The sequence below is a fragment of the Klebsiella sp. WP8-S18-ESBL-06 genome (genome assembly GCF_014169755.1).
In the GTDB taxonomy this organism is placed as follows: domain Bacteria; phylum Pseudomonadota; class Gammaproteobacteria; order Enterobacterales; family Enterobacteriaceae; genus Kluyvera; species Kluyvera ascorbata_B.
Genome location: NZ_AP022256.1, coordinates 1,738,785 through 1,764,334, shown reverse-complemented (window position 1 = coordinate 1,764,334; position 25,550 = coordinate 1,738,785). Strand labels below are relative to the sequence as shown.

The 25,550-nt window shown below is 55.8% G+C and carries 21 protein-coding genes; 11 read left to right on the top strand and 10 right to left on the bottom strand.

All coding sequences use genetic code 11. From position 1 onward, the window contains the following. Window positions 1-54 precede the first annotated feature (54 nt). The 7 genes from H7R76_RS08290 to preA all read left to right on the top strand — a co-directional run bounded on the left by H7R76_RS08290 (window position 55) and on the right by preA (window position 7,001). Window positions 55-978 (top strand): LysR substrate-binding domain-containing protein, encoded by a 924-nt coding sequence (locus tag H7R76_RS08290; protein WP_106924413.1) that lies wholly within the window; start codon window positions 55-57, stop codon window positions 976-978. Between the two features lie 124 nt (window positions 979-1,102). After that, a complete protein-coding gene (locus H7R76_RS08285; protein WP_106924412.1) occupies window positions 1,103-1,501 on the top strand; it encodes a CidA/LrgA family protein in 399 nt (132 codons plus the stop codon). Further along, window positions 1,501-2,196, top strand: coding sequence for a CidB/LrgB family autolysis modulator (locus H7R76_RS08280; RefSeq protein WP_106924411.1), 696 nt, complete (start codon window positions 1,501-1,503; stop codon window positions 2,194-2,196). The genes H7R76_RS08285 and H7R76_RS08280 overlap by 1 nt, the downstream gene beginning before the upstream one ends. 129 nt (window positions 2,197-2,325) lie before the next feature. Then, complete coding sequence (cdd, locus tag H7R76_RS08275) at window positions 2,326-3,210, top strand: cytidine deaminase (protein WP_106924410.1); 885 nt, start codon at window positions 2,326-2,328, stop codon at window positions 3,208-3,210. Between the two features lie 196 nt (window positions 3,211-3,406). After that, the gene (gene sanA, locus H7R76_RS08270; protein ID WP_182967483.1) at window positions 3,407-4,141 is read left to right on the top strand and encodes an outer membrane permeability protein SanA; all 735 of its coding nucleotides are present in this window, start codon (window positions 3,407-3,409) and stop codon (window positions 4,139-4,141) included. Window positions 4,142-4,530: 389 nt separating this feature from the next. Then, complete coding sequence (locus H7R76_RS08265; RefSeq protein WP_182967481.1) at window positions 4,531-5,763, top strand: NAD(P)-dependent oxidoreductase; 1,233 nt, start codon at window positions 4,531-4,533, stop codon at window positions 5,761-5,763. A gap of 2 nt (window positions 5,764-5,765) precedes the next feature. Continuing rightward, window positions 5,766-7,001, top strand: a complete 1,236-nt coding sequence (gene preA / locus H7R76_RS08260; RefSeq protein WP_106924407.1) for an NAD-dependent dihydropyrimidine dehydrogenase subunit PreA — start codon at window positions 5,766-5,768, stop codon at window positions 6,999-7,001. A 75-nt stretch (window positions 7,002-7,076) separates the two neighbouring features. Here preA and mglC read toward each other — a convergent pair whose 3' ends face one another. The 7 genes from mglC to H7R76_RS08225 all read right to left on the bottom strand — a co-directional run bounded on the left by mglC (window position 7,077) and on the right by H7R76_RS08225 (window position 15,263). Next, window positions 7,077-8,087: a galactose/methyl galactoside ABC transporter permease MglC gene (mglC, locus tag H7R76_RS08255; protein WP_106924406.1), complete on the bottom strand. Its 1,011-nt coding sequence runs from the start codon at window positions 8,085-8,087 to the stop codon at window positions 7,077-7,079. Between the two features lie 15 nt (window positions 8,088-8,102). Beyond that, on the bottom strand, window positions 8,103-9,623 hold the full coding sequence (gene mglA, locus H7R76_RS08250) for a galactose/methyl galactoside ABC transporter ATP-binding protein MglA (RefSeq protein ID WP_106924405.1): 1,521 nt from the start codon (window positions 9,621-9,623) through the stop codon (window positions 8,103-8,105). Window positions 9,624-9,697: 74 nt separating this feature from the next. After that, on the bottom strand, window positions 9,698-10,696 hold the full coding sequence (gene mglB, locus H7R76_RS08245) for a galactose/glucose ABC transporter substrate-binding protein MglB (RefSeq protein WP_106924404.1): 999 nt from the start codon (window positions 10,694-10,696) through the stop codon (window positions 9,698-9,700). A 291-nt stretch (window positions 10,697-10,987) separates the two neighbouring features. Continuing rightward, the gene (gene galS / locus H7R76_RS08240; RefSeq protein ID WP_106924403.1) at window positions 10,988-12,010 is read right to left on the bottom strand and encodes an HTH-type transcriptional regulator GalS; all 1,023 of its coding nucleotides are present in this window, start codon (window positions 12,008-12,010) and stop codon (window positions 10,988-10,990) included. 157 nt (window positions 12,011-12,167) lie between these two features. Then, the gene (yeiB, locus tag H7R76_RS08235) at window positions 12,168-13,325 is read right to left on the bottom strand and encodes a DUF418 domain-containing protein YeiB (protein ID WP_182967480.1); all 1,158 of its coding nucleotides are present in this window, start codon (window positions 13,323-13,325) and stop codon (window positions 12,168-12,170) included. Window positions 13,326-13,345: 20 nt separating this feature from the next. Beyond that, window positions 13,346-14,014 carry a GTP cyclohydrolase I FolE gene (gene folE, locus H7R76_RS08230; protein ID WP_106924401.1) on the bottom strand — a complete coding sequence of 223 codons (669 nt, stop codon included), beginning with the start codon at window positions 14,012-14,014 and terminating at the stop codon, window positions 13,346-13,348. 115 nt (window positions 14,015-14,129) lie between these two features. Then, on the bottom strand, window positions 14,130-15,263 hold the full coding sequence (locus H7R76_RS08225) for a YbfB/YjiJ family MFS transporter (protein WP_182930301.1): 1,134 nt from the start codon (window positions 15,261-15,263) through the stop codon (window positions 14,130-14,132). Between the two features lie 138 nt (window positions 15,264-15,401). On the opposite strand from H7R76_RS08225, the gene fghA reads away from it, so the two are divergent. Beyond that, window positions 15,402-16,238 carry an S-formylglutathione hydrolase gene (fghA, locus tag H7R76_RS08220; RefSeq protein WP_182967478.1) on the top strand — a complete coding sequence of 279 codons (837 nt, stop codon included), beginning with the start codon at window positions 15,402-15,404 and terminating at the stop codon, window positions 16,236-16,238. Between the two features lie 82 nt (window positions 16,239-16,320). Here the strand turns inward: fghA and H7R76_RS08215 are convergent, their stop codons facing one another. Continuing rightward, the gene (locus H7R76_RS08215; protein ID WP_197974893.1) at window positions 16,321-17,199 is read right to left on the bottom strand and encodes an AraC family transcriptional regulator; all 879 of its coding nucleotides are present in this window, start codon (window positions 17,197-17,199) and stop codon (window positions 16,321-16,323) included. A gap of 186 nt (window positions 17,200-17,385) precedes the next feature. On the opposite strand from H7R76_RS08215, the gene H7R76_RS08210 reads away from it, so the two are divergent. The 3 genes from H7R76_RS08210 to H7R76_RS08200 are packed head-to-tail and all read left to right on the top strand — an operon-like array spanning window position 17,386 to window position 21,675. Next, window positions 17,386-19,167: a DUF2264 domain-containing protein gene (locus tag H7R76_RS08210; protein ID WP_182967476.1), complete on the top strand. Its 1,782-nt coding sequence runs from the start codon at window positions 17,386-17,388 to the stop codon at window positions 19,165-19,167. A 31-nt stretch (window positions 19,168-19,198) separates the two neighbouring features. After that, window positions 19,199-20,464, top strand: a complete 1,266-nt coding sequence (locus H7R76_RS08205) for an oligosaccharide MFS transporter (protein ID WP_106924398.1) — start codon at window positions 19,199-19,201, stop codon at window positions 20,462-20,464. A gap of 17 nt (window positions 20,465-20,481) precedes the next feature. After that, on the top strand, window positions 20,482-21,675 hold the full coding sequence (locus tag H7R76_RS08200) for a glycoside hydrolase family 88 protein (RefSeq protein ID WP_197975074.1): 1,194 nt from the start codon (window positions 20,482-20,484) through the stop codon (window positions 21,673-21,675). Between the two features lie 101 nt (window positions 21,676-21,776). Here the strand turns inward: H7R76_RS08200 and cirA are convergent, their stop codons facing one another. Then, window positions 21,777-23,744, bottom strand: coding sequence for a catecholate siderophore receptor CirA (gene cirA, locus H7R76_RS08195; RefSeq protein WP_106924397.1), 1,968 nt, complete (start codon window positions 23,742-23,744; stop codon window positions 21,777-21,779). Between the two features lie 303 nt (window positions 23,745-24,047). Next, complete coding sequence (locus H7R76_RS08190; protein WP_106924396.1) at window positions 24,048-25,517, bottom strand: amino acid permease; 1,470 nt, start codon at window positions 25,515-25,517, stop codon at window positions 24,048-24,050. Window positions 25,518-25,550: the final 33 nt, after the last annotated feature.

Here is a 25,550-nt window from a genome sequence, read left to right as displayed (position 1 = left end):
AATGAGTTGTACAATGGCATTTCATGCCTAACCATAACCTGGAGGTTATATCTGATGGCAGACTGGACGCAGAAACTGAAGCTACATCATTTGCATATTCTGGTGGCGCTCGGCGAGCAGGGAAATCTGACCCAGGTGGCGAAGATGATGCACATCACCCAGCCTGCGCTGTCGAAATGGCTCACCCAATTTGAAGAGGAGCTGGGTCTGACGCTGTTCGAACGGCACAGCAAAGGGCTGCGTCCATCGGAAGGCGGTAAACTGCTGCTTCAGCACGCCCAGCGGTTGATCAACGATATCGAGCGTTCACAGTTTGAGATGGAGCGATTTAAGCAAGGAGGGCTGGTCGGCAGCCTGAAAATTGGCTGCTCGCCGGTGGCAACCGACTGCGTCTCCCACGCCATTTTCCCGCTGCTGGCCGAAATGCCGACGCTGCATCTCAATATCGAAGAGAAAGTCATGACCCCGCTGCTGCACGATTTGCAGTCGGGCGTGGTGGACGTGGTGGTCGGGCGCATCGGCGGCCGGGCGCTGGAGCTGCCGTTAAACTACGAAGTGCTGTACACCGAGCCGGTATGTTTTGTCTCACGTCCCGACCATCCGCTGGCGCGCCTTCCTCGTCTGGGTTGGAACGACCTGGCGCCGTGGCGCTGGATTGTCTGGCCGAACGGAACGCCTATCCGCCAAAGTATTGACAACGCGCTGGTAGAAAACGGCGTCATGCTGCCGGAAAATACGATTGAATCGGCATCGATGAACGTGAGCGTCAACCTGCTGCAAAGCAGCGATATGATCTCTATTCTGTCTTTGCGTCTCGCCGAGCGCTACCAAAGTCAGGGGCAGCTGTCGATTCTGGCGCTGCCGCGCATTGAGCAGAAAGGCAGCGTTGGCGTATTCTGGCGTAAGAAGGATCTACCGTCGCTGGCGCTGAGCCGTTTTCTCCACTATTTATCGCACCCGGTACAAAGCGAGAGCTAGCCCCTTGCACTGGGCCTGATGTTCCGCGTGTCTATATCAGGTATGCTCAGATTTCATGATGTGATCGGTAGCACATTTTAGGGTTTAATTGTATGATGAATGCATTCCACCAAAGGTGAATCCCATGCTCAAATCACTGAATCTTATCTGGCAATACCTGCGTGCATTCGTGCTGATTTACGCCTGTCTTTATGCCGGAATTTTCGTTTCATCGTTGCTGCCGATTACCATTCCCGGCAGCATAATCGGCATGCTTATTCTTTTCGTCCTGCTGGCGCTCCAGGTTCTGCCCGCCAAATGGGTTAACCCCGGCTGCTATGTGTTAATTCGCTACATGGCGCTGCTGTTTGTCCCGATTGGCGTAGGCGTCATGCAGTACTTTACCCTGCTAAAAGCTCAGTTTGGCCCGGTCGTAATCTCCTGCACCATCAGTACGCTGGTGGTGCTGGTGGTGGTGAGCTGGAGCTCACATCTGGTGCACGGTGAACGTAAAGTCGTTGGGCAAGAAGAGGCGGATAAATAATGTTGCATTATATCTGGTGGTCCCTGCCGCTAACCCTGGTCGTGTTCTTTGCCGCTCGCCGGCTGGGCGCACGCTTTAAAATGCCGCTGCTCAACCCGCTGCTGGTGTCGATGGTGGTGATCATTCCGTTCCTGATGCTGACCGGCATTCCGTACGATCGCTACTTTAAAGGCAGCGAAGTGCTGAACGACCTGCTGCAACCGGCGGTGGTGGCCCTCGCCTATCCGCTCTATGAACAGCTGCACCAGATTCGCGCCCGCTGGAAATCTATCATCACCATCTGCTTTATCGGTAGCGCGGTGGCCATGATTACCGGGACTTCGGTCGCGCTGATGATGGGCGCATCACCGCAAATCGCGGCGTCTATTCTGCCAAAATCCGTCACCACGCCGATTGCAATGGCGGTCAGCGGCAGCATCGGCGGGATTCCCGCCATCAGCGCCGTGTGCGTGATTTACGTCGGGATCCTCGGCGCAGTATTTGGCCATACCCTGCTCAACCTGATGCGTATCACCACGAAAGCCTCGCGCGGACTGTCAATGGGTACCGCATCGCACGCGCTGGGGACCGCACGCTGTGCAGAGATGGACTATCAGGAAGGCGCATTCAGTTCGCTGGCACTGGTTATCTGCGGGATTATCACCTCGCTGATTGCCCCGTTCCTGTTCCCGATCATTCTGTCGGTGGTGGGATAAAACGAGACAAATCACACATTTTCAAATGCAATTACATACGTTGCATTAACAATGAGATATTGATCACTAATTGAAGCGTTCGTGCCCCGTACACTACCATTCCATTACAACGTTACGAGGCACAACGCCATGCACCCACGTTTTCAATCTGCTTTTACGCAACTGGCGGCAGATCTGCAGACCGCTATCGCCCCGCTGTTAGCCGATCCGCACTTTCCTGCTCTGCTGACCGCCGAGCAGGTCTCTTCGCTGCAAAAGGCGACGGGGCTGGACGAAGACGCGCTCGCTTTCGCGCTCCTGCCGCTGTCTGCAGCCTGCGCCCGCGCGGACCTCTCCCATTTTAACGTCGGCGCGATTGCTCGCGGCGTCAGCGGCACCTGGTACTTCGGCGGCAACATGGAGTTTCTCGGTGCCACCATGCAACAAACGGTTCACGCTGAACAAAGCGCCATCAGCCACGCCTGGCTGCGCGGCGAAAAAGCTCTGCAGGCCATTACCGTTAACTACACGCCGTGCGGCCACTGCCGTCAGTTTATGAACGAGCTGAACAGCGGGCTGTCGTTGCGTATTAACCTGCCAGGCCGTCAGCCGCATACGCTGAAAGACTACCTGCCGGATGCGTTCGGGCCAAAAGATCTCGATATCAAAACGCTGCTGATGGATGAGCAGGATCACGGCTATCCGCTTGAAGGCGATGCGCTGGCACAGGCTGCTATTCAGGCCGCTAACCACAGCCACACCCCGTACAGTCAAGCGCCTTCCGGCGTAGCGCTGGCGCTGCGTGATGGTACGATTTTCAGCGGCAGCTATGCAGAAAACGCGGCGTTTAACCCAACGCTGCCGCCGCTGCAGGGCGCACTAAACCTGCTGAGCCTGAACGGCTACGACTACCCGGATATCCAGCGTGCCGTTCTGGCCGAACGCGCCGATGCGCCGCTGATTCAGTGGGATGCCACCGCCGCGACGCTGAAAGCGCTGGGCTGCCACAATATCGATCGCGTGCTGTTAGGTTAACGATGTAGGCCTGATAAGCGTAGCGCTATCAGGCGAACTGGAGCAGATTGCCGGATGGCGGCTTTGCCTTATCCGGCCTACAAACGGCAATCCGTCTCCGTTGTCTAATTTCCCCGCAATTAAACGATGGTTTCTTGCTCTTGCCCGACGGGTACAGTAGCCTGATGTCTCCCTCGTCGACTATTGAGCCAAGTGAATGTTAAAGCGTGTGTTATACAGCCTGTTAGTCCTGTGCGGCCTGCTGCTGTTGACCGTGCTGGGTCTTGACCGTTGGATGAGCTGGAAAACCGCACCCTATATTTACGACGAGCTTCAGGATCTTCCCTACCGCCAGGTGGGCGTGGTGCTCGGCACCGCGAAGTATTATCGCACCGGCGTTATCAATCAGTACTACCGCTACCGCATTCAGGGCGCGCTCAACGCCTATAACAGCGGCAAGGTTAACTATCTGCTGCTGAGCGGTGACAACGCGCTGCAAAGCTACAACGAGCCGATGACCATGCGCCGCGACCTGATTAAAGCCGGCGTTGCGCCGGAAGATATCGTGCTGGATTACGCCGGTTTCCGCACGCTCGATTCCATTGTGCGCACGCGTAAGGTGTTCGATACCAACGATTTCATTATCATCACCCAACGTTTCCACTGCGAGCGCGCGCTGTTTATTGCACTGCATATGGGGATTCAGGCGCAGTGCTACGCCGTGCCGTCGCCGAAGGATATGTGGAGCGTACGTCTGCGCGAATTTGGCGCCCGCTTCGGCGCGCTGGCCGATCTGTATCTTTTCAAACGCGAACCGCGCTTCTTAGGCCCGCTGATTCCCATTCCGGCCCAGCAGGAAGTCCCCGAAGATGCGCAGGGCTACCCGGCGGTGACGCCGGATCAAATGCTGGAGCTACAGAAGAAGAAATCCGCCGCTAAGGTTGAAGAGTGATATCGCTGTCACACATCACGTAAAATGCGAATAACGCGCGATCTCAGGTACGTAGCTTGTCTTTATCGTGTTTGCTGCCGGAGGCCATTCTGATGATGCCGTCGATTGGCTTTAAATTGATGACAGACAAACTGGCACGGTGGGACAGCGATGAATGCGCAAAATAAAACAGAGTAAACCTCCGCTTCAGATAAATTGCTCTAATGGATTCTCATTGCGCAAACAGTTCCTATTTGCATCTTATGTATTCCTGCTATCTCCGAAAAAACACAGTATAAATAGGGCTATTTGTGAATGCTTTCACAGACCCCTCCCCTTCATCCGCTTAGCCTGCCAGTAGTTGTTTCACTTTATTTGCCTTAATTAAACTAATCATTAAGGGAGCCATCATGTCACAACACGAATATCAGGCTGAGCTGATTCCCGCCTTTACGCCGCTATTGGCGATCAAAGAAGCTTCCCGCTGCCTGCTGTGCCACGACGCGCCGTGCAGTCAGTCTTGTCCGGCGGAAACTGACCCGGGCAAGTTCATTCGTTCAGTCTATTTCCGCAACATTAAGGGCGCAGCCGAAACCATTCGGGAAAATAATGCGTTAGGGGCCGTGTGTGCACGAGTCTGCCCAACGGAAAAGCTGTGCCAGCAGGGCTGCTCGCGCTCGGGAATCGATACACCGATTGATATCGGCCGCCTGCAGCGTTTTGTCACCGATTTTGAGCAGCAAACGGCAATGCAGATTTACCAGCCGGGCCGTAAGGATAAAGGCAAAGTCGCCATTATTGGCGCGGGCCCTGCCGGATTACAGGCCAGCGTCACGCTCACCAATCTGGGTTATGACGTTACCCTGTTCGAAAAAGAGGCCCAGCCCGGCGGCTGGCTACGGCACGGCATTCCGGAATTTCGCCTGCCACAAAAGGTCCTGGATACTGAAATTGCGCGCATCAGCGAAATGGGCGTGACGATTCGCTGTGGCTGCGAGGTTGGCAAAAACCTGACGCTCGCCGAGCTAAAAACCGACTACCGCGCCGTACTGCTGACCGTTGGGATGTCCAAAGGCTCGACGCTGCCGCTGTTTAACGACGCCAGCCAGGTCGAAATTGCCGTCGACTTTCTCCAGCATGCTCGTACCTCTGGCGGCAACATCAGCGTACCGCAAAGCGCGCTGATTGTCGGCGGCGGCGACGTGGCGATGGACGTGGCCAGCACGTTGAAAATACTCGGCTGCCCGTCCGTCACCTGCGTAGCGCGCGAAGAGATGGCCGAATTCCCGGCAAGCGATAAAGAGTTCACTACCACCCAGGCACTAGGCGTGTCAATTATTGATGGCTTTACGCCTGTCGCCGTGACGGGCAACAACGTCACGTTCCAGCACGTTCGCCTGCCCGGCGAGCTGACGCTGACGGCAGAACGTATTTATCTCGCCGTGGGTCAACACGCCGAATTAGAGGCCTTTGCGGGGATTCAGGCGCAGCGCAATATCGTGGAAACGCACGACTACCAGACCAGCGATCCTCAGCTGTTCGCCGCGGGCGATATCGTCAAGGGAGATAAAACCGTCGTCTACGCCGTGAAGACCGGGAAAGAAGCCGCTCAGGCCATTCATCACTATTTAGAGGAGGCATGAACATGTTAACTAAAGATCTGTCGGTCACCTTCTGTGGCGTCAAATTCCCGAACCCGTTCTGTCTCTCGTCTTCACCGGTAGGCAACTGCTACGACATGTGCGCCAAGGCCTATGACAGCGGCTGGGGCGGTATCGTGTTTAAAACTATCGGCTTCTTTATTGCCAATGAAGTCTCCCCACGCTTCGATCATTTAACCAAAGAAGACACCGGGTTTATCGGCTTTAAAAACATGGAGCAGATTGCCGAACACCCGCTGGCGGAAAACCTGGCGGCGATCCGCCAGCTCAAGCAGGACTATCCCGATAAAGTGCTGATCGCCTCGATCATGGGCGAAAATGAACAGCAGTGGCAGGATCTGGCGAAACTCGTCGAAGAAGCCGGTGCCGACATGATCGAATGTAACTTCTCATGCCCGCAGATGACCTCCCACGCGATGGGCAGCGACGTCGGGCAAAGCCCGGAGCTGGTAGAGAAATACTGCCGGGCGGTGAAGCGCGGCTCTTCTCTGCCCATGCTGGCCAAAATGACGCCAAACATCGGCGATATGTGCGAAGTGGCGCTGGCGGCCAAACGCGGCGGTGCCGACGGTATTGCGACCATCAACACCGTTAAATCGATTACCAATATCGACCTCAATCGAAAAATCGGTATGCCGGTGGTCAACGGCAAATCCAGCGTCTCCGGGTATTCCGGCAAGGCCGTGAAGCCGATTGCGCTGCGCTTCATTCAGCAGCTACGCACTCACCCCGAACTGAAGGACTTCCCTATCAGCGGGATCGGCGGGATTGAAACCTGGGAAGACGCCGCCGAGTTTTTACTGCTGGGCGCAGCGACGCTGCAGGTCACGACCGGCATCATGCAGTACGGCTATCGTATCGTCGAAGATATGATAAGCGGCCTCTCCCACTACCTTCACGATCAGGGCTTCCATTCGCTTGATGAGATGATTGGCCTTGCCAACCACAACATCGTACCGGCCGAAGACCTTGACCGCAGCTATATCGTCTACCCGCATATTCATCAGGAAAAATGCGTCGGCTGCGGCCGCTGCTATATCTCCTGCTACGACGGCGGGCATCAGGCGATGGAGTGGAATGAGGAGACCCGCACACCACATTGCAATACCGAAAAATGCGTCGGCTGCCTGCTCTGTGGACACGTCTGCCCGGTGGCCTGCATTAGCCTTGGGGAGATAGCCTTTAAACCGGGTGAAAAAGCGCACGCCGTCGCGCTTTAATCCCTTCGACCTGGTCTGCAAAATCAAAAGCCCGGCTTTTTTCACCGGGCTTTTCTTATGTTTCTCTTGCTACGCTTATTTCTTACGTGCGTATTTCAGGGAGTCCAGCGCCACGGCGAAGATAATGATCCCGCCCTTGATGATGTACTGCCAGTAAGGGTTCACGCCAATATAGGTGAGGCCGTAGTTGATAACGGTGAAGATAATGACACCGGTCACTACGCCCAGCACGGTACCTACGCCGCCGCTGAACGATACCCCGCCGACCACGCAGGCCGCAATCGCATCCAGTTCATACATAAAGCCAAGGTTGTTGGTCGCCGAGCCGATACGGCCCGCTTCCAGCATCCCGCCGAAGGCATAGAACACGCCGGACAGCGCATAAATCACCAGCAGGTTCAGCGCCACGTTAACGCCGGAAACTTTCGCTGCTTCCGGGTTGCCGCCGATGGCGAAAATATTTTTACCAAAGCGGGTTTTGTTCCACAGGATCCACACAAAGCCAACGGCGATCAGCGCGTAGAAGGTGATGTAGGATAAGCGGAAGCTCCCCAACGCAATAAAGCCCTGCGTGAAGGTGGAGAAGCCGCTGTCAAAGCCGGAAATTGGCGATGCGCCCACGAAGTCATAGTACAGGGAGTTAATACCGTACACGATGATCATGGTACCCAACGTGGTGATAAACGGCGTCACGTTCAGATAAGCAATGATAATACCGTTAATCAGACCAATCACCGCGCCAATGGCGCAAACGATCAGGATAACCACGAAGATAGGCATGGTCGCCATCTCCGGGAATACCTTATTGGCATTCTCCATCGACTGTAACAGCGTCGCCGCAATAACCGCCGCCAGACCCACCTGGCGACCCGCCGACAGGTCGGTACCCTGGGTCACAATCAGCCCCGCCACGCCCAGCGCAATGATAATACGTACCGAAGACTGGGTCAGAATGTTACTGAGGTTCAGCAAACTCAGGAACGTTGGGTCCTGGATAATAATAATGGCCAACAGAACCAAAAGAACGACGTAAATACCGCCATCTTTGAGATAGGTCAGAAAGCTTTTTTTATTTAACGCACTCATGTCGAGCCCCTGCGATTAAAGGTGCAATGACGCAAGACGGAGAATTTCGTTTTGCGTTGTTGTTTTTGTTTCTACAATACCGGCAACCAGGCCATTACTCATGACAAGGATGCGGTCAGTAATACCCAGTAGCTCAGGCATTTCTGAAGAAATAATAATGATCCCTTTATCTTTCTTCGCCAGCTCAGCGATCAGTTGATAAATTTCAAATTTCGCGCCAACGTCAATACCGCGGGTGGGTTCATCGAGCATCAGAATTTCAGGTTGAGTCAATAACCAGCGGCCAATAATAACCTTCTGCTGGTTACCGCCCGATAGTGAACCAATCTGAGTATGGTGCCCCGGCGTTTTCACGCGCATAGAGTCAATAACCCACTGGGTGTCGCTCTTCATGCGCGAATTATCCAGCAGGCCAATTTTGTTTTTATAGCTCTTAATATTTGAAATTAATGAGTTAAAACCGATATCAAGATAAGCGTAAATCCCGGTTGAACGACGTTCTTCGGTCACCAGGGCGAAACCGTTATTAATGGCTTCATTGGCGTTATGGTTGTTGATTTTCTTCCCGTGCAGCGTAATGGTGCCGGAAGATTTCTCACGGACGCCAAACAGCGTTTCCACGATATCGGTACGCTTGGCGCCCACCAGCCCGGCAATCCCGAGAATCTCGCCTTTGCGCAGCTGGAACGAGACGTCGCGAATCGACGGCTGACGCAGCGAGGTCAGGTGCTGAACATCGAGAATCACCTCACCCGGCTTATTCTGGCGATCGGGGAAGCGCTGGTTCAGCGAACGGCCCACCATCATGGCGATAATCTTGTCCATATCCAGCCCTTCCAGCGGCTGGGTGGCGATCCACTGCCCGTCGCGCAGAACGGTAATTTCATCACACAGCTGGAAGATTTCTTCCATCTTGTGGGAGATATAGACAATGCCACAACCACGATCTTTCAGCTTACGGATAATGGTGAACAGATGGTTCACCTCTTTCTCCGTCAGCGACGAGGTTGGCTCATCCATAATCACGATTTTCGCGTTATAGGAGAAGGCCTTGGCGATTTCAATCATCTGCATCTGTGAGACGGATAACGTGCCCACGCGGGCGCGCGGGTCAATATCAATATCCAGCTCATCAAAGATGGCTTTGGTATCACGGTACATTTTGTCCTGATCGACAAACACGCCTTTGGTGGGGTAACGCCCCAGCCACATGTTATCCATCACGGAACGCTGTAATACCAGGTTAAGCTCCTGGTGCACCATCGAAATGCCGTTTTCCAGCGCCTCTTTGGCAGAATGGAAATCAATTTCTTTACCCTGGAAGAGAATACTGCCGGAATCTTTTTGGTAGATCCCAAATAGGCATTTTAATAACGTTGATTTGCCCGCACCGTTCTCACCCATTAATGCATGGATAGAGTGCGGGCGAACTTTCAGGTTAACATTATCGAGTGCTTTTACGCCCGGAAATGACTTGTTGATCTGGCTCATTTCCAACAAGAATTCGCCAGACGGCTCTCTATTATTGTTGTCCATATATATACCTGGCTGCGATAATTCTGCGTCAGTATTTTTGGGGCGCACGGACGTACGCCCCATATATTTAAAGATTACTTACCGGTGAATTGGCTAAGGTTGTCTTTATCTACGCCAACGTAAGGTACGCGGACGATTTTGTTTTCGATTTTCCAGTTAGTACCGTCAGCGGCACCTTTGCCTTCAGCCAGGTTTTTCGCCAGATCGAAGGTGGCTTTCGCCTGGTTGTTAGCATCGTTCAGCACGGTACCGGCCATCGCACCGGATTTCACCAGCGCCAGCGCTTCTGGCAGGGCATCCACGCCGAATACCGGGATGGAAGATTTGTTGTGCGCCTTCAGCGCTTCTACTGCACCCATTGCCATCGCATCGTTGTTGGCGATAACCACTTCAATTTTGTTGGCGTTCGGGCCGGACAGCCAGGCGTCCATTTTGTCTTTAGCCTGAGCGGTATCCCACATGGCGGTATCCAGCTGCAGCTGTTGGGTTTTCAGACCTTTGTCATTCAGCTCTTTGATAACATAGGTGGTACGCGCTTCAGCATCCGGATGGCCCGGTTCGCCTTTCAGCAGCACGAACTGAATCTGACCGTCTTTGTTCAGGTCCCAGTTCGGGTTTGCCGCCCAGTGTTTAGCAATCAGGTCGCCCTGGATAATGCCGGATTCTTTGGAGTCGGTGCCCACATAAAACGCTTTGTCATAGCTATCCAGCGCTTTACGAGAAGGTTCTTTGTTGAAGAAAACGATCGGCACGTTCTGGCCGCGCGCTTTTTCAATGACCGTACCCGCAGCCGCCGGGTCAACCAGGTTAATCGCCAGCGCTTTCACGCCTTTTGCCAGCAGAACGTCAATCTGATCGTTCTGTTTGGACTGGTCGTTCTGGGAGTCGTTCATCAGCAGCTGAACGTCCGGGGCGGACTTGCCGTCTTTCTCAATCGCCTTGCGCACAACGGACATGAAGTTGTCGTCGTATTTATAAATCGTCACACCGATACGCGTATCGGCAGCGTGCGCTGCGGCACCGAAAAACATGCTGGCCATCAGAGCAGACAGGGTTAACACCTTCTTATTCATGGTATCTCCGGTTTTATTATGCAGGGTAGTACGGGTGAAAATAGTCGGCGGGCATGGTTAATGGAATGTTACCACCCGACGAAATTCACTGATAAAAATTTGTTCTTCCGTGTTGAGTAACAATCCAGGTTACGATTAAAACTGTTTTTGCAGCCGTTCAACGCGATTAAAAGTGATTAATCACCGTTACATCATGTTTCAGTCTGGTAAACGCTGCCACTATAGCCACGGCGATGTTAACAATCTGTGAATTTACTCACAGATTGAAAACGGTTACATCGGTTTAACACTTTAGTTCGTGATGGGATGCACAAATTGCCGCTGAGCGACCGAATGACGGCGTACCAGGGTCGGCATAAAGCAGTGCGTCGCATCGGCATCGAGCTTGCCCGCCGCCCCCAGCAATGCCAGTTCTGTGGCCTGTTTCGCCATTGAAACAATGGGATAGCGCACGGTAGTTAACTGTGGATCGGTGTAACGCGCGATGGGAATGTCGTCAAAACCAATCACTGAAACCTGCTGCGGCACCGCAATGCCGTTGTCTTTAAGCGCGCTTAGCGCACCGGCAGCCATGCTATCGTTGTAAGCAAACACCGCCGTTAACCCGGCGTTGCGTCCCAGCAGTTCAACCATTGCCGCTTCACCGCCCTGCATATCCGGCGTGCCGGTACCCACCCAGCTCTCGGGCCCAACAATGCCCTGCTCCAGCAGCGCCCGCGACCAGCCTTCCCGCCGCAGGTCGTCATCTTCGATATGGTGGCTGGACGCCAGGTACCCGATACGTTGATGGCCATGATTGAGCAACATCCGCGTGCCCATCAGCGCGCCACTCACGTTATCCAGGCACACGCAGCGATGCGCGTAGCCGGGAACAAGACGGTTGATAAGCACCATGCCGGGCATCTGCGCCATGAATTCACTGATTTCACGGTCGCTCAGCGCTTTCGAATGCACGATCAGCGCGCTACAGCGCTGGCGGATGAGCACCTCAATGGCATTACGCTCTTTATCTGCCTCATGGTAGCTGTTACCAATCAGCACATTTTTGTGATGCTGCTGGGCCACCGTATCAACGGCTTTGACCAGCGCACCGAAGAAGGCGTCGGAGACATCCATAACCACCACACCGATGGTGTCGCTCACCTGGGTCGCCAGCGCCTGGGCGTTGGCATTAGGCCGATAGCCCAGCGCGGCAACCGCTTTCATCACCGTATCCCGGGTGTCCTGACTCACCAGCGCGCTATTGTTCAGCACCCGCGAAACGGTGGCGACGGATACCCCCGCCTGGCGGGCGACATCACGAATGGTGACCATACTCACCGCCCGGTAGACTCTTGCTGCTGTACACGTGACACCTCCTGGGTCCATCAAGAAGCGCTATTCTGGCAGCGAGTTTGCGGCAACTACGTGAGGGAGTTCACACGTCTGGAAACGGTTACATCCATTTTGTTAATGGTTGTGATCTTGATCGTTATCTAAATGTGTTGCGGAAGGAAACGCCTGCGGCTTTTGCCGTCAGCTGTCGCCACAGCCACTCCACCGGTCCCTGACGGAAACGGCGCAGCCACAGCAGCGAAAAGGCAAGGTTGACCAGCCAGACCGGAACCACAAACGCCAGCAGCGTCAGGCGGTCAAAGTCCATAAACAGGCCGAAATGGTAGAACAACGTGGTGCAGATAAGGGTTTGTAGCAGATAGTTAGTGAGCGCCATACGCCCTACGCAGGTCACTGCGGCAGTCAGCTTAAATCGGCTGATTTGTGGCCAATAACCGTAGGCCAACGCCGCATAGCCGAGCGTCTGAAGCGGCGCGCTGATTTCACGCGGGGCCTGCAGCAGGAAAGCGCACCAGCGGTAGTCCCAGCCAAGATGCCACTGTAACGCAATGGACGGCAGATTAATCAGCACGCCGAGCGTAATGCACACCGCCGCGCAGCGGCGATAGTGGCGCGGGCTGAACTGCCCTTTCAGCCAGCCGCAGCGCATCAGCGCGGCGCCCATCAGCATCATCCCCGCCAGCTGCCAACCGTACTGTGCACCCAGCGCCAGCAGGTTTGCCGACAGCATATCGGCGCGGTTTCGGAAGGCTTCAACGCCGCCGTTCAGCTTCCAGTAGTGTTCGTAAAGCAGGCTTGACGCATCCGGCAGCCACGAGCGGCTTTGCCCGTTATCGGCAATCAGCCCCAGCAGGATAAGCACCGCAACGCCCACGGCGTACAGCATCACGCCGGTATTAAACAGCGCCTTCACTTCACCGGCATCGCGCACCAGACGCCAGCAAATCAGCCCCACCAGCGCATAGGCCAGCAGAATGTCGCCGTCCCAGAATAGCAGCGCGTGTATAAACCCAAGTAGAGCCAGCAGCGTTAAACGACTTTGGATCCAACGCGAACCGCGCGGCAGCAGAAGCTGTAGTCCTGCGCCAAATAGCAACGCAAACAGCGTGAGGAATTTAACCTGCGCGAAAAGGTCAAGAACAGCCCACGTCCAGGCATCGCGCGAGGTGACCTCACCGTACCAGGCCGGGTTAAGGTAAGCCGCCTTCGGTAAACCGAAGGCGCTGATATTGAGCAGCAGAATTCCGAGTATGGCAACGCCACGAATAAAATCCAGCGTGACGTTACGCTCCATCTACCGACTCCGTTTACCGATTAGTTGTGGTGACGCACCGCGCGCAAGAACTCCTGGCGGGTATTCTGGCTGGACTTGAACAGGCCGCCGAGTGATGTCGTGGTGGTGGCACTGGTCGCATCACGAATACCGCGCGCCTTCACGCAGTAGTGCACCGCATCGATGGACACCGCCACGTTGTTGGTGCCAAGCAGCGTTTGCAGCGCGGTCAGAATTTGCTGCGTCAAACGCTCCTGCACCTGAGGGCGCTGGGCAAAGAACTGCACAATGCGGTTGATTTTCGACAAACCGATCACCGAATCTTTCGGGATATAGGCCACGGTCGCTTTACCGTCAATGGTGACAAAATGGTGTTCGCAGGTACTGGTCAGGGTGATATCGCGCACCGTCACCATTTCATCGACCTTCATTTTGTTCTCAATGACGGTAATTTTCGGGAAATTCGCGTAATCGAGGCCCGAGAAAATTTCGTTTACATACATTTTTGCTATGCGATGCGGCGTTTCCATCAGGCTGTCATCACTCAGATCGAGATTCAGCAGCTGCATGATCTCAGTCATATGTCCAGCAATCAGGCGCTTACGGGTTTCATTATCCATTTCGCGCACCGGTGGGCGCAGCGGGGTTTCCAGACCACGGGCGACCAGCGCTTCGTGGACCAGGACCGCTTCTTTACTTAGTGATGACATAGTGTTTCTCCTGCAGGTGTGGCGCTTTGCTTTTATTGGTGCAAAGTTTGCACTCATTGTGCGTGAGGCGACGCACAGAATCCAGTCTTCGGCGCGATAATTATTGCAATCGTTCTTATCTTTCGGGCTGCGGACGCCAGACCAGCATCCCGCCAATCAGCAGGGCCACGGCGGCGATGCCCAGCGCCGGTTCCAGCCGCTGCGTCAGCCAGGTTGAGAGCGCCGACGTCATCGGCCCCACCAGTTGACCAATGGCGTAGCCGGTGGTTAAGAGCCCGGCCATATAACGCGTATGATGCGGAGCCAGCTCCCGCCCGAACAGCAGCGACAGCTGAACCGCCGCCAGGAAGCCGCCGCCAACCAGCAGCGCGCCGACGACCAGGCCGCTCATTCCCGGCAGCAGCCAGGCAGCGAGCACACCCGCCCCCTGTAGCCACAAGACGATGGCCAACCGCTGATGGCTGTGGCCAAAGCGGCGCATCGCAATGCTCAGCGCAATTCCCGTCGCCCCCGCCAGCCCAAAAACCGGCCAGATAAACTGGGCAAACAGACTGTCTGGAAAACGCTGGCTGGCCAGTTGTGACAAGAACGTTGCAGGTAAAATATAGCCGAAACCGGCCAGGCTGTAGCTCCAGACCAGCCGCCGTAAAGGCGTCGTGAGCGTCAGGGGTGGCGGCTGCTCGCCGCTGCGATGCAGCTCACCGGGACGCGGAAGCCAGCGCGCGACCATGACCACCAGCAGCAGCGCCAGCACGCCATAGAGCTGCCAGCCCGCAGCGGCGCTCAGCGACTGGGCGTGAATAAAGACGCCGAGCAGCCCGCTGATGGCGATCCCGGCCCCCGGCCCGGCAAACACCGCCGCGCTGAGCCCCGGCCGGGCGTAATGCGCCAGCCGTTCATTGACCCACGCTGCCGTTAGCACCATCCCCCAGCCGCTCATGCAGCCGATGACAAAGCGCAGCGCACCGTGTAACCAGGCGTTATCCGCCAGCGCGGAGAAAAAGGTTAGCGCAACAGCGCCAATAATGCCCAGATACAGCCGCGCTTCAACGCCGCGACCGGCGCGCATCGCATCCCAGGCCCCGACCAGATAGCCCAGATAGTTCAACGCCGCCACCAGCCCGGCGCTGGTCAGCGTCAGCTGGCCTTCGGCAATCATCAGCGGCACCTGAGGCGTAAAGGCAAAACGCCCTATCCCCACCGTCGTCACCAGCACCAGAAAGCCGCTGAGCGCAATTCGTACCGGCATGAACGCCTCAAATGTAAAATTAAAGTTACCTTTATGATGCAACATGTGAAGCATGTGCGGAAGTGAAAGTTACTCACCGACGATGAATTATCTGTATGATGACATTATTAATTCTGACCAAAACCGCGAGGAGCCCGCATGGAAATGCTTGAAGAGCACCGCTGTTATGGCGGCTGGCAGCAGCGCTGGCAGCACCATTCCACCACGCTGAACTGCCCGATGACGTTGAGTCTGTTTTTGCCGCCAGAAGGAAAAAAGACGCCGCCGCCGGTGCTGTACTGGCTGTCCGGCCTGACCTGCAACGATGAGAACTTCACCACCAAAGCGGGCGCGCAGCGCATCGCCGCCGAGCTGGGTATTGTTCTGGTGATGCCGGATACCAGCCCACGCGGCGAAGGCGTAGCCAACGATCCGGGCTACGATCTGGGCCAGGGCGCCGGTTTTTATCTCAACGCCAGCGAAGCCCCCTGGGCGGCCCACTTCCGCATGTACGATTACCTGCGCGACGAGCTGCCGGCGCTGATTCAGGCGCAGTTTAACGTCAGCGATCGCTGCGCCATCAGCGGCCATTCCATGGGCGGCCACGGTGCGCTCATGCTGGCGCTGAAGAACCCAGGTAAATACTGTAGCGCGTCGGCCTTTGCGCCGATCGTCAACCCGTGCCGGGTACCGTGGGGGCAGAAAGCGTTTAATGCCTATCTGGGGGATGACGTTACTCGCTGGAAAGAATGGGACAGCACCGAGCTGCTGCTGGCAAGCCAGGCAGAACATGCCATCCCGATGTTGATTGATCAGGGCGATAACGATCAATTCCTCGCCGATCAACTGCAGCCTGCGGTCTTTGCCGAAGCCGCGCGGCAGAAAGACTGGCCGCTGACCCTACGCATTCAGCCGGGTTACGACCACAGCTATTACTTTATTGCTTCGTTTATTGAAGATCACCTGCGCTTCCACGCCGAACACCTCTTCAAGTAGGCCGGATAAGGTGCTCGCGCCGCCATCCGGCAATGTCTGCCTGATGGCGCTGCGCTTATCAGGCCTACAGATCATCCCCCAATCACATCGCTTCCATTTCCGGCAACGTATACGGATACGCCTTGCGGTACTGCAACGGCGTTTTGCCCATATTCTTGCGAAAGCAGGTAATAAACCACGCGTACTCGGTGAAACCGACCCGTTCGGCAATATCCCGCACCGAATGCTGTGAATGCAGCAATAACTCGCAGGCCTGGCGAATACGCCGCATCATTAAATACGCCTGGATAGTTCCGCCGGTTTCATCGTGAAAACGCCGGGAAGTGTGCCCGCGTGAGCACCCCATCACCGCTGCGATGTCCTCCAGCGAACAGCGCTCGTGGTAGTGGTTTTCCAACCAGCGGATGATTGTCGACGAGAAGGTATTATGCCCGGCCGCTTGCTCCTGCTGTGGCAACAGGCTAATCAGCTGCATGATCAGAAAGGCGCTGTCGCTGGTGCTCCAGCTGGCATCCTGAGTCAACGTTTCAAAGCGCTGTAGCAGCGTTTCAATCACCGGGTGCAGGTCGCCGACATCGAACACCCGCGCCTTCTCACCTCGCCCGCACAGCTGGCGCAACAGCATCTGCTGGCGGGGAAAATCGCGCAACCACGGCTCCAGCAGCAGCGGGTTAAAGTGAAGGGTCGTCCGATGGTAGACGTTGCGCTCGTCCTGCTCGACGTACACCTTATGTAGTTTACCGGGCGGGAAAATAAATAAACGCCCCGGTTTCACCGTGTACTGCTGATGTTCCAATAGCGCGATCCCCACCCCGCGCGATACGCAGAGGATTTCCGCACACTGGTGCCAATGGTAGTAGTTGGCGGGCATATTCTGCATACGATTGAAATAAATAGACTTATCGTTGAGATGTATCTGTTCAAGCCAGGTTGTGTCTTCCGTTTGCCGGGAATGTGCCACCGCGTCCGCCTCGCATGTTAATAAACTTAAACTTTCATCATCGGAATAAAACTTCCACGGCAAAATACGCCAAAAATTATTTTAAATTACCTGACGTACGCAAAAGTACGAGCACTATCACATTTGTTGCCCGTCGCAAATTCCTATTATTCGTCCGCCATCAACAGACTGAAACGGGATTTCACTATGCGGACGAAACAAGAATACAGTGCGTTACTACAGGGTTGGATTGCGGCGGCAGTTCCCCATCTGTCGGCCGACTGCACGCGCCTTCATGCCGGCGACACCGCCGCCCAGTATCCGGACACGGTGGCCGGTATGGAGGGAGTTATTCGTCTGCTGTGGGGAGCATTTCCGCTGGTTAGCGGCGGTACGACGCCGCCATGGTATGCACAATTAGTGACCGGCGTCCGTCACGGCTGCGATCCGCAGCACCCCGGATACTGGGGCGATGTTGGTGACAACGACCAGCGCTGCGTCGAGATGGCGTCATTCGGTCTCGGGCTGGCGCTGCCGGACAGCGGGCTATGGCAGGCGCTGTCTGCCACAGAACAGGACAATCTGGTTCGCTGGCTGAGCCAAAGCGCCGAGGTCGCCGTGCCGGATAACAACTGGCACTTTTTCCCGGTATTGATTCAACTGGGACTCAAATGCGTCGGGCGCGACTATGATATGGCGGTGATCAACCGTCATCTCGACGCCATCGAACCCTTCTGGCTCGGCAACGGCTGGTACTGCGACGGCCACGGTAAGCCGCGCGACTACTACATTTCCAGCGCGTTTCACTTCTACGGCCTCATCTACAGCCACTTTATGCAGGATGTCGACCCGGAGCGCTGCCTGCGCTATCGTCAGCGCGCCCAGCGCTTTGCGCAGGACTACCGTTACTACTTCACCACCGACGGTGCGGCCATTCCCTTCGGTCGCAGCTTGACCTATCGGTTTGTCCAGGTCGCCTTCTGGAGCGCCGTCGCCTTTACCGAACTGGATGTTTTTACGCCCGGCGTGGTCAAGGGATTCATTCTACGTCACCTGGATTACTGGCAGACGCAGCCGTTTATCGGCGCCGACGGGCTGTTTTCGATTGGCTACGCCTACCCGAATCTGATTATGGCCGAAGATTATAACAGCCCCGGTTCCCCCTACTGGGCGCTGAAAGCCATGCTGATTCTGGCGCTGCCGGAGGAGAGTCGATTCTGGCGCGCGGAATGTGAGCCGATGCCCGCACTTGACGTGCACCACCCTATCCCGGAGGCCGGGCAAATTGTGGTGCACAGCGACGGCGGCCGCCACGCGTGGATGCTCATGTCCGGTCAGTTCGACAAAAATAACTTTGTGAACTTCGAGCAGAAGTACAGCAAATTCGCCTATTCCAGCCACTTCGGCTTCACTCTGGAGCGCGGCCGCTACGGGCTCAACCACGCCGCGGTGGATTCGATGCTGCTGTTCAGCGCAGGAGACGACTACTATCGCGGCCGCCGCGCATGCGACAGCGCGGAAGTCACCGGGGACTGGGTGCGCAGCGAATGGCGACCATGGCCTGACGTTATCGTCACCAGTTGGCTGATGGCGCAGGAAAACGGTCACATTCGCGTTCACCGCATCACGACACCTCGAAATCTGCAATGCGTTGAGGGGGGATTCGCCGTCAATCACCACCACCTGCGCAGCCGTCTTTGCTACGGCGATGCGGTAACGCTGGAAACGCGCCATGACTACAGCCGGCTGGTCAATCTGTGCGGCAATCGCCGTGCAAGTACCGTAACGACCCCACCCAACAGCAACCTGCTGTTTGCGGCACCGGCCGATATTCCCTGCTTGACCACACAGCTGGAAGCGGGCACCGGCTGGCTGGCCTGCTACGTCAGCGCCGACCCAGGCGCGGTACGCCCCATGCCCGATGATCTGACTTTTGACCTTGCTACCTCGCAGTTAACCGTGAACGGCAAAACGCTCACGTTGAAATAACCCTGACCTCTGATTCGCGGCGGAGACCGTTATGACTACACCCATTCAGTCGACTCGTTCGGCATACATCAAGCTAAGTCTGTTTGTTTTTCTTTTTACCTTTACCTGGGCGGCCAGCTTCGGCCTGTACGCCATCTGGCTCGGCGACAAGGCCGGGCTGGACGCCGTAGACATTGGCACCGTTTTTGCGGTGAACGGCGTCTTCGCGGTGGTCATCAAGCCGGTATACGGCTTCATCATGGACAAAATCGGCATGAAGAAGCACCTGCTCTATTTTGTCTGCATCGTCTCTGCGCTGATGGCGCCCTTTTACATCTGGATCTACCTGCCGCTGCTGCAAAGTCATTTTATTAGCGGGATGATCGTCGGCGCGCTGTTCTTCAGCCTCGGCTGGTACGCGGGGGTCGCGGCAGAAGAGTCCTACGTTGACCGCTTCAGCCGCCTCTACAATATGGAGTTCGGCCGCATCCGCATGTGGGCGGCGCTCGGCTGGGCCACCGCGTCGTCATTTTCCGGCTTCCTGTATAACATTTCGCCGAAAATCAACTTCGCCATCAGCAGCGTATCGGCGCTGTGTATGTTTGCCGTGCTGCTGACGCTGAAGGTGGACCACTTCGGCCAGGAAGAGAACAGCGTCCTGTCAAAAGACAAGATTGTGATTACGGATGTACTGCACCTGCTGGCGAACCGTAAGTTCTGGATGTTTGCGCTCTATATCGCGGGCGTGGCGTGGATGATGTTCATCGCCGAGCAGCAGTTCTCGCGCTACTTCGTCACCTTCTTTGCCACCAAAGAAGAAGGCAACGCGATGTTCGGCTACATGAGTACCGCCCAGTCCGCCGCCGAATTCTTCGGCATGATGCTGGTGCCGGCGATAATTAACCGCATTGGCGCTAAACAGGGAATGCTGCTCACCGGGCTGGTCATCAGCGTGCGTCTTATTATCTCCGGCCTGACCAACGATCCGCTGATTATCTGTCTGGTGAAACCGCTGTACGGTATTGAAATCGCGCTGATTCTGGTGTCGGTCTTTAAGTATATCGCCGAGCATTTCGATAAACGCGTGAACGCCACCATGTACCTGCTGGGCTACCAGGCGATGATTTACGTCGGTTCCATCGTCGTTGCGCCACCGGCGGGCTACGCCTACCAGACCATCGGCTTTGAGCATACCTATCTGATTATGGGCATTATCGCCCTGGTCTTTACCGGCGTTTCGGCCCTCACCCTTTCAGCCTGCTACAGCCACAAAAAGAGCGCTGTAGGTCAGGAAATCAAACATCAAGCACTTAATTAATACGGGAAAATGACCGCATGACGTCTGAAATGATCAATAAAGAACCGCTTACCCCCTATCGGCTTCAGCCTGGTGAACGCGACGCGCTAAGCCAAAAAATTCGCGGGATAATGCCCACACTGCTGGCGGCAATTGACAGCAACGCGCACTATTTTGGCCAGCGCTTCCCCGATGCGGCCAGTGAAAAAGGGATCTACCCCATCATCGACAATATTGAGTGGACCACCAGCTTCTGGACCGGGCAGCTGTGGCTGGCCTACGAGTGGACCGGGCAGCCGCGCTACCGCTCGCTGGCAGAACAGCATATTCACTCGTTCGGCCAGCGGATCATCAACCGCGATCATACTAACCACCACGATCTGGGCTTTCTCTACAGCCTGTCATGCGTGGCGGGGCAACGGGTGACCGGCAACCGCGAAGCGGGTTATATCGCGCTGCTGGCCGCCGATGCGCTGATGGAGCGCTATAACGAAAAGGCCGGGATCATTCAGGCATGGGGCGAGCTGAACAATCCTGAACAACAGGGGCGCATGATCATCGACTGCAATATGAACCTACCGTTGCTGTATGAAGCCACGCGCGCCAGCGGCGATCCGCGCTATGCCAACGCAGCCAAACAGCATATCGATCGCGCGCGCCGCTACATCGTGCGTGAAGATGGTTCTACCTTCCATACCTGGTATATGGATGTCGAAACCGGCGAGCCGCGCTTTGGCAATACGCATCAGGGCTTCTCCGACGATTCATGCTGGGCACGCGGCCAGGCGTGGGGCGTGTACGGTTTTCTGCTGAACTATCTGCACACCGGCGACGATCGCCTGCTGGCGCTCAGCCAGACGCTGGCAAATTACTACCTGAATCGCCTGCCGGAGGATCTGATCTGCTACTGGGATCTGGCGCTCACCGATCCCGCCAGCGAACGCGATAGCTCGGCGGCAGCGATTGTCGCCTGCGCGCTGCTTGAGCTGGTGAAACATCTGCCGGCCACGCATCCGGATAAAGAGAGCTACGAAACCCTGGCGCTGCGCATGATTAATCGCATGATCGATGAATACGTTAACCGCGAACATACCCCAGGTCAGGGTTTGCTGAAGCATTCGGTGTACTATTTCAAAGGCGGCATTGGGGTGAACGAGTGCTGTAGTTGGGGGGATTACTTCCTGATGGAAGCGATAACGCGCGCGGTACAGAACTGGCGCAGCTACTGGTAATCAAACAGCCCGATGGCGCTACGCACATCGGGCCTACGCGTTTGCGTAACATTGTCGGCCGGGTAAGCGCCTGCGCCACCCGGCACCACTATGATGACGCTTTAGAAGCGGTAATCTACCGCCATAAAGTACCGGCGTCCGTCCTCGTTATAGCTGTAGTCGTCACGCGACAGATCCTTATCCCCAAGGTTAAGCACGCCCGCACGCAGCTTCACGTTTTTCGTCGCCTGCCATGCTCCGCCGAGATCCCAGGTGGTATAGCCGCCCGGCGTTTTCGACGTACTGCTTACCGCACGCTGCTTGCCGGTGTAGCTCGCCGCCAGATAGAACGACCAGTCCTGTAGCGGCGTCCAGTCAACGCGCCCGTTACCCGTGTGGAACGGCAGCTCCTGTAGCGGTTTATCGTCACCGTTGCTCAGATCGCGACCGTCGTTGTAGGTGTAGTTCAGCGTCATTTTCCACTGCTCGCCAAACGGCACTTTCAGCTCGGTTTCCACCCCACGAATACGCGCTTTATTCACGTTGTAGTACGCAAACACCGGTACGCCATTTTTAAAACCGACAAAGTTCGGATAACCCGGCGCAGCGTTTTTATCACTTGTACGGTTAACGCTTATCATATCGTCAATATCATTCTGGAAAGTGGTCACACTTCCCTGCACGCCGTCCAGCCAGCCTTCATCCCCCTGGTAGTAAAGACCGATTTCAAAGCTTTCGCTGGTTTCCGGCTTCAGGTCCGGGCTGCCGACAATACGGCAGCTGCCGCGGCAGGAATTAGAGGTCCAGTCCGGGCTTAGCTGAAGCAACGATGGCGCTTTAAACGCGGTCGCCCAGCCCCCTTTTACCGTCAGCGTATCGGTGGCGTTATACACCAGATACGCGCGCGGGCTCCAGTGATCGCCATAGGTTTCATGGTCATCCATACGGATCCCGGTCGTCAGCGCCAGCGGTTCAAAAATCCGCCATTCATCCTCAAGGAACAGCGCGTACTGGCTAGCAGAAGTTTTCGTGCTGGTGCTTCCCGTCAGATTGACCGGATCGGTCAGCTTATCGTAGCGCCATTCGCCGCCGAAGGTGACCAGTTGGTTAATCACGCCCAGCGGCAGCACGTATTTGCCGTCGATGGCATTGCTTTCTGAGGTAATTTCACTGGTGTTGCCCGGGTTCTTATTAACGACTTTCTCGCCGTAGTACTTCAGCTCGCTGTTGCCGATATCCCAGCGGCCGTTGTGGCTCAACGAGTAGTTCTGACGTTCCAGACGGTTACGGTCGAGCGAGTCAGACTCACGATCCTGGCGATCAAAACCATACCCGGCGGTAATATCGTTGTTTTCATTCGGCGTCCAGGCGAATTCGACGTTGCCGTCGCGGCTGGTGTAGCCCTCAATACGCGGCGTTTCGCCGGTGGTGCTGGAGCGAGAAGCCTGCTGATCGTCCTTCTCACGTTTTGACAGGCTGCCGAACGCCTTCACGCCCAGTACGCCGTCCACCAGCGGGCCGGAGGTGAAGAACTGACCATTCCAGGTATCGCCGCGGTCGCGATGTTCCTGAATTGTCGTATCGGCAGTGAGCGTTCCCGTCCACTTCGTACCGATCTTTTTCGTGATGATATTGACCACCCCGCCCAAGGCGTCGGAGCCGTACAGCGAGGACATCGGCCCGCGCACCACTTCAATGCGTTCAATGGCGTCAACCGGGATCCAGTTCAGGTCAAAGTCGTTATGGCGGAAGACGGCGTTACGTGAATTCACGCGCTTGCCGTCAATCAGGATGAGGGTATAGCTGCTGCTCAGCCCACGAATGCTGACGCCCTTACGGTTATCCCCCTCATTGGTAAGCTGAACGCCCGGCACTTCTTTCAGCACATCTTTCAGGTTCTGCACCGGTTTACGCTGCAAATCCTGCTGGGTAATAACGCTGATACTGGCGGGGGCATCCTTTACGCTTTGCTCGGTGGCGGCCGCCGTCACGACCATGATTTCATTATCCTCTGCCGCGCACACCGGCAGCGCCAGGGACATGACGGACGCGCACAGCCCGCCCCGAACGATGGGGTTTAACCTAAACATTTCCATTCTCCATGAGGTGAATACTCAATTAAAACAAAGGGTCTTGCTCACAAATGCTGCTTAATGCCGCTGACCGGCGGCCTGTTTTTTTATGCAGATGTGGCTGGTCCTTCGGCATTTATCTCACCGAGAAAAGGAAGTGGCTTCATCTTTTTGTATGGGTTGTGATGATAAAGGTAATGATAACGATTATCAATTAAGGTTATTTAAAGTTATGTCAAGAAGTAACAATTAATAAACATTCAGGCATAAAAAAGCCTCTCCGAAGAGAGGCTTTATTGGCAATCAGGTCGCTCACTCGCGTTACTGCTTAAAGCGTTCCGGGAAGTGCATTTCGCTGTAGCGGACAAAGTGCGTCCCGCGGCTCAGCTTATAACCAAACCAGATGACCAGGAACAGCGGGATACCGATATAGGTTGCCGCCACGCCGCCCCAGTCGATGGTGTCGGCGAGGAACGCTTCATAGTTCTGACCCAGGGTAATGATCAGGCACAGCACGAAGGCAAAGATCGGCCCCAGCGGGAAGAACCCGGAACGGTACGGCAGGTTATTAATATCGTGCCCCTGCATCACGTAACCGCGACGGAAGCGATAATGGCTAATCGCAATCCCCAGCCAGGCAATAAAGCCGGTCATCCCGGAGGTGTTCAGCAGCCACAGGTACACGGTCTGGTTACCAAACATTGAGGTCAGGAAGCAAAGCCCGGCAATCACGGTAGTGGCATACAGCGCGTTGCGCGGCACACCGCCACGGGATAGCTTAGCGAAGATACGCGGCGCTTTGCCATCGCAGGCCAGGGTGTACAGCATACGGGTAGAGGCATACATCCCGGAGTTACCCGCCGAGAGCACCGCCGTCAGAATAACCGCGTTCATAATAGCCGCCGCAGACAGCAGGCCCGCGTGCTCGAACACCAGGGTGAACGGGCTGACGGAAATATCTTTCACGTCGTTACGCAGCAGGCTGGGATCGGTGTACGGAATAATCAGGCTGATAATCAGAATCGCAAACACGTAGAACAGCAGGATACGCCAGAACACCTGACGCACCGCGCGCGGAATGTTCTTCTCCGGATCTTCAGATTCACCCGCCGCGATACCAATCAGCTCGGTTCCCTGGAAGGAGAAACCGACGATCATCGCCACGCCAATCATTGCCGACAAACCACCGGCAAACGGCGCATCGCCGGTTGTCCAGTTGCTCCAGCCGACCGGCTGCGCGCCCTTGAAGATGCCGAGGATCATCATGATACCGACGATGATGAAGATGATAACGGTGGCAACTTTAATCAGCGAGAACCAGTATTCCGCTTCACCGAAGCCTTTCACCGAGATGTAGTTCAGCAGGAAGATGACGCACAGGAACATCGCGCTCCAGATCCAGCCCGGCGTGTCCGGGAACCACCAGCTCATGACCAACTGTGCGGCCACAAGGTCGACGGCAATGGTCACCGCCCAGTTGTACCAGTAGTTCCAGCCCAGCGCGAAGCCGAAGCCTTCCTCCACATAGTTCTGACCGTAGGTCGCGAAGGAGCCGGATACCGGCATATACGCCGCCAGCTCGCCCAGACTGGTCATCAGGAAGTACACCATCAGGCCAATCAGAATATAGGAAAACAGCGCGCCGCCCGGGCCCGCCTGAGAAATGGTTGCGCCGGACGCAACAAACAGGCCTGTACCGATAGATCCGCCAATGGCGATCATCGTCAGGTGACGCGCCTTGAGTTCGCGGCGTAGCGCGGGCGCTTGTGTGGTTTTCGTTTCGGAACCCATGTGAAAATGCTATCCATCCAAAAAATGAGGCGC